Source organism: Tahibacter aquaticus (assembly GCF_004363655.1).
In the GTDB taxonomy this organism is placed as follows: Bacteria; Pseudomonadota; Gammaproteobacteria; order Xanthomonadales; family Rhodanobacteraceae; genus Tahibacter; species Tahibacter aquaticus.
Genome location: NZ_SNZH01000046.1, coordinates 1 through 5,153, shown reverse-complemented (window position 1 = coordinate 5,153; position 5,153 = coordinate 1). Strand labels below are relative to the sequence as shown.

Annotated in this window: 1 protein-coding gene; it reads left to right on the top strand. The window is 68.6% G+C overall.

Annotated features, from left to right (window positions below):
• Positions 1–5,153, top strand: a 5,153-nt coding sequence (locus tag DFR29_RS28665) for a non-ribosomal peptide synthetase (protein ID WP_133822061.1), incomplete at both ends; no start/stop codon positions are given.

Sequence of the window (5,153 nt, the reverse complement as noted above, 5' to 3'; positions counted from 1 at the left end):
CCGGCCAGCATCGAACGGCTGGGCGCAGCGTTCGTGCGCCTGCTGCAGGGCATCGTCGCGGCACCGCAGACGGCGGTCGCGCAATTGCCGCTGATTTCGTCAGCGGAGCGCACGCAGCTGGTACACGCCTTCAATGCCACGGCAGCGGACTATCCGCGCGAGCAGAGCATCGTGTCGCTGTTCCAGGCCCAGGTGCAGCGCGATCCGCAGGCGATTGCGCTGTGCAGCGCGGATGGCACGCTGAGCTACGCAGCACTGAATGCCGCCGCAAACCGTGTTGCGCATTACCTGCTCGCCCAGGGCGTGCAGGCGGACAGCCGCGTTGCGCTGTGCGGCGAACGCTCGGCCGGCCTGATCGTCGGTATTCTCGGCATTCTGAAAGCCGGTGCGGCCTATCTGCCGCTGGACCCGGCCTATCCGGCGGAACGCATCGCCGCGCTGCTCGATGATGCGGACGCCCGCATCGTGCTGGCCTCGACGGCTGCGCTGCAGGCCTTGCCGGTACTGGCACAGCGTCACGTGCTGCCGCTGGATGCAGCGGCAGTGCAGGGCTATTCCGCTGCAGACCCGGCGCTACAGCCGGCTCCGCGCGATCTGGCCTATGTCATGTACACCTCGGGCTCGACCGGTACGCCCAAGGGCGTGATGGTCGAGCACCGCAACGTGCTGCGGCTGGCGATCAACGGCGGCTACGCACCGATTGGTGCGGATGATTGCATCGCGCATTGCGCGAACCCGGCGTTCGATGCGTCGACCTGGGAAATCTGGGCGGCCCTGCTCAACGGCGCGCGCGTACTGGTGGTGCCGGCGGAGGTGGTGCTGGAACCGGCGCGCCTGAATCGCGCCCTGGTCGAGGGCGGCGTGACCGCACTGTGGCTGACGGTCGGCCTGTTCAACGAATACGTCGACGCGCTGGGCGAGGCATTCGCGCAGCTGCAGCACCTGCTGATTGGCGGCGATGCGCTGGACCCGCGCAGCGTGGCGCGCCTGCTGGGCAGCGCGCAGCGGCCGCGGCGCCTGCTCAACGGCTACGGCCCGACCGAAACGACAACGTTTGCCACGACGCACGAAATCACTGCGGTCGGCGACCCTCGCCGCTCGATTCCCATCGGCCGGCCGATCGGCAATACGCAGGTGCATATCCTCGACGCGCAAGGCCAGCCGGTACCGCTGGGCGTGGCAGGCGAGCTGCATATCGGCGGCGACGGCGTGGCACGCGGTTATCTGAACCAGCCGCAGCTGACAGCCGAGCGTTTCGTCGCTGATCCGTTCAGCCAGGTTGCCGATGCGCGTTTGTATAAAACCGGCGACCTGGGCCGCTGGCTGGCCGACGGCACGATCGAATACCGGGGCCGCAACGACTTCCAGGTGAAGATCCGCGGCTTCCGCATCGAGCTGGGAGAAATCCAGGCGGTGCTGGCGCGGCATGCCCTGGTGAGCGAGGCACTGGTACTGGCCGCAGGCGAGGGCAATGCCAAGCGCCTGGTTGCCTACATCGTGACGGCAGCGGCAGATGACGCCGCGCTGCACGAGGAACTGCGCACGCAGCTGGCCACGCAACTGCCGGCCTATATGCTGCCGTCGGCATTCGTGAGCCTGGCCCGTCTGCCGCTGACGGCCAATGGCAAGATCGATCGCGCAGCCCTGCCGCTGCCGGAACAGCAGGCGGCCGTCTTCGTCGCGCCACAGGGCGAAACCGAAACCGCGCTGGCGGCGATCTGGAGCCGCGTACTGCAGCTCGATGCGATCGGCCGCGATGCCGACTTCTTCGCCCTGGGTGGCCATTCGCTGCTGGCCACGCGGGTCGCCAGCGAAACCGCGCGCGCGCTGGGCAAGCCTTTGCCGGTGCGCGCTCTGTTCGAGTATCCGTGCCTGGCGCAACTGGCGGCCTACCTCGACGCCCAGGCAACCTCGGCCTATGCGGAAATTCCCCGCGCCGGCCGCGATGCGCCGCTGCCGCTGTCGTTTGCGCAGCAGCGCCTGTGGTTCCTCGACCAGCTCGATGCCGCAGCCAGTGTCGCGTATCACATTCCGCTGGCCCTGCGCCTCAGCGGCGAACTGGACCGCGCAGCGCTGCAGGCCACGCTGGACCGCATCGTGGCGCGGCACGAAATCCTGCGCACGCGCTTTGTCAGCATCGACGGCGAACCGCGCCAGCAGATTGTCGCGGCCGCTGCATTTGTCCTGGGCGATCACGACCTGCGCGCATTGCCGCCGGCCGGGCAGGCTGCGGAGATCGATGCCCTGGCCGCTGCCGAGGCGCAGGCCGCATTCGACCTGGCCAGCGGCCCGCTGATCCGCGGCCGCCTGCTGCAACTGGCCGGACGCGAACACGTGCTGCTGCTGACCCAGCACCATATCGTCTCCGACGGCTGGTCCATCGGCGTGCTGGTGCAGGAAGTGAGCACGCTGTACGCCGCCTTCTGCGCTGGCCTGCCCGATCCGCTGCCAGGCCTGTCCATCCAGTACGCCGATTACGCCAACTGGCAGCGGCAGCGCCTGCAAGGCCCGCTGCTGCAGCAGCAGATCGCGTTCTGGAGCGCGCATCTGCGCGGCGCGCCGGCCTTGCTGGAATTGCCGACCGACCACCCCCGCCCGCTGCTGCAAAGCCATGCCGGCCGCAGCCTGCGCTTCGCCCTGCCGGCGGAACTGAGCCGCGGCCTGCACGCGCTGTCGCAGCGCAGCGGCACCAGCCTGTTCATGACGGCGCTGGCCGGCTGGTCGCTGCTGATGTCGCGCCTGAGCGGACAGGACGACGTTGTCGTCGGCAGCCCGGTGGCCAATCGCTTGCACGCCCAGGTCGAGCCGCTGATCGGTTTCTTCGTCAACACCCTGGCCTTGCGCGTGCGCCTGCAGCCGCAACTCAGCGTGGCCGAGCTGTTGCAGCAGGTCCGCCAGACCACGCTGGACGCCTACGCCCACCAGGAACTGCCGTTCGAACAGGTCGTCGAGGTGCTGCAGCCGGCACGCAGCCTGGCGCATAGCCCGCTGTTCCAGACCTTGCTGTCGCTGAACAACACCGCAGTCAACGAGGCGGACGGCGACAGTCTGCTGACGCTGCCCGGCCTGAGCCTGTCGCGTCTGGAAGCGGAACAGGGCTCTACCCACTTCGACCTTTCCCTGTCCCTGAGCGAGGCCGACGGCCAGCTGCAGGGAGCCATCGAATACGCGAGCGACCTGTTCGATGCCGCGACGATTGCGCGCTGGCTGGGCTATTGGCAGTGCCTGCTCGAAGCCATGGTGGCCGACAGTAGCCAGTGCATAGCCAGCCTGCCGCTACTGTCGGCACAGGAACGCGAACAGCTGCACTGCGCGTTCAATGCCAGCCAGGCCGACTATCCCCGCGACAGCAACATCGCTGCGCAGTTCGAGGCCCAGGTACAGCGTGCGCCGCAAGCGATTGCGCTGGTCGGCCAGCGCGAGTCGCTGAGTTATGCGGAGCTGAACCGGCGCGCCAATCGCATCGCGCACGCGCTGCTCGCGCTGGGCGTGCAGCCGGATGACCGCGTCGCGATCTGCGCTGAGCGCAGTGTGGAACTGCTGGTCGGCATGCTCGGCATCCTCAAGGCCGGCGCGGCCTATGTGCCGCTGGAGCCGTCGTATCCGGCCGAGCGCCTGGCCTATCTGCTGCGCGACTGTGCGCCCGCGGCCGTGCTGCTGCAGGCGCCGCTGCGCGAGCGCCTGCAGCACGATGCTGTCGTGCCGCTGCTGACGCTGGCCGAGGCCGGCGCCGGCCAGCACGAGCACAATCCGCCGCTTGCCGCACTGCAGGCGCGCGATCTGGCCTATGTCATGTACACCTCGGGCTCAACCGGTACGCCCAAGGGCGTGATGGTCGAGCACCGCAACGTGCTGCGACTGGCGATCAACGGCGGCTACGCACCGATTGGTGCGGATGATTGCATCGCGCATTGCGCGAATCCGGCGTTCGATGCGTCGACCTGGGAAATCTGGGCGGCCCTGCTCAACGGCGCGCGCGTGCTGGTGGTGCCGGCGGACGTGGTGCTGGAACCGGCGCGCCTGAATCGCGCCCTGGTCGAGGGCGGCGTGACCGCACTGTGGCTGACGGTCGGCCTGTTCAACGAATACGTCGACGCGCTGGGCGAGGCATTCGCGCAGCTGCAGCACCTGCTGATCGGCGGCGATGCGCTGGACCCGCGCAGCGTGGCGCGCCTGCTGGGCAGCGCGCAGCGGCCGCGGCGCCTGCTCAACGGCTACGGCCCGACCGAAACGACAACGTTTGCCACGACGCACGAAATCACTGCGGTCGGCGACCCTCGCCGCTCGATTCCCATCGGCCGGCCGATCGGCAATACGCAGGTGCATATCCTCGACGCGCAAGGCCAGCCGGTACCGCTGGGCGTGGCAGGCGAGCTGCATATCGGCGGCGACGGCGTGGCACGCGGTTATCTGAACCAGCCGCAGCTGACAGCCGAGCGTTTCGTCGCTGATCCGTTCAGCCAGGTTGCCGATGCGCGTTTGTATAAAACCGGCGACCTGGGCCGCTGGCTGGCCGACGGCACGATCGAATACCGGGGCCGCAACGACTTCCAGGTGAAGATCCGCGGCTTCCGCATCGAGCTGGGCGAAATCCAGGCGGTACTGGCGCGGCATGCCCTGGTGAGCGAGGCACTGGTACTGGCCGCAGGCGAGGGCAATGCCAAGCGCCTGGTTGCCTACATCGTGACGGCAGCGGCAGACGACGCCGCGCTGCACGAGGAACTGCGCACGCAGCTGGCCACGCAATTGCCGGCCTATATGTTGCCGTCGGCATTCGTGAGCCTGGCCCGCCTGCCGCTGACGGCCAATGGCAAGATCGATCGCGCAGCCCTGCCGCTGCCGGAACAGCAGGCGGCCGTCTTCGTCGCGCCACAGGGCGAAATCGAAACCGCGCTGGCGGCGATCTGGAGCCGCGTACTGCAGCTCGATGCGATCGGCCGCGATGCCGACTTCTTTGCCCTCGGCGGCCATTCGCTGCTGGCGACACGTGTCACCGGCGAAATCGCCCGAAGCCTGGGCAAGCCGCTGGCTGTGCGTGCGCTGTTCGAGCATCCGACGCTGCAGCGCCTTGCGGCGCATCTCGATGCGCAGGCAACCGCGGCCTGCGAGGCAATCCCCCAGGCCGGCCGCGATGCGCCGCTGCCGCTGTCGTT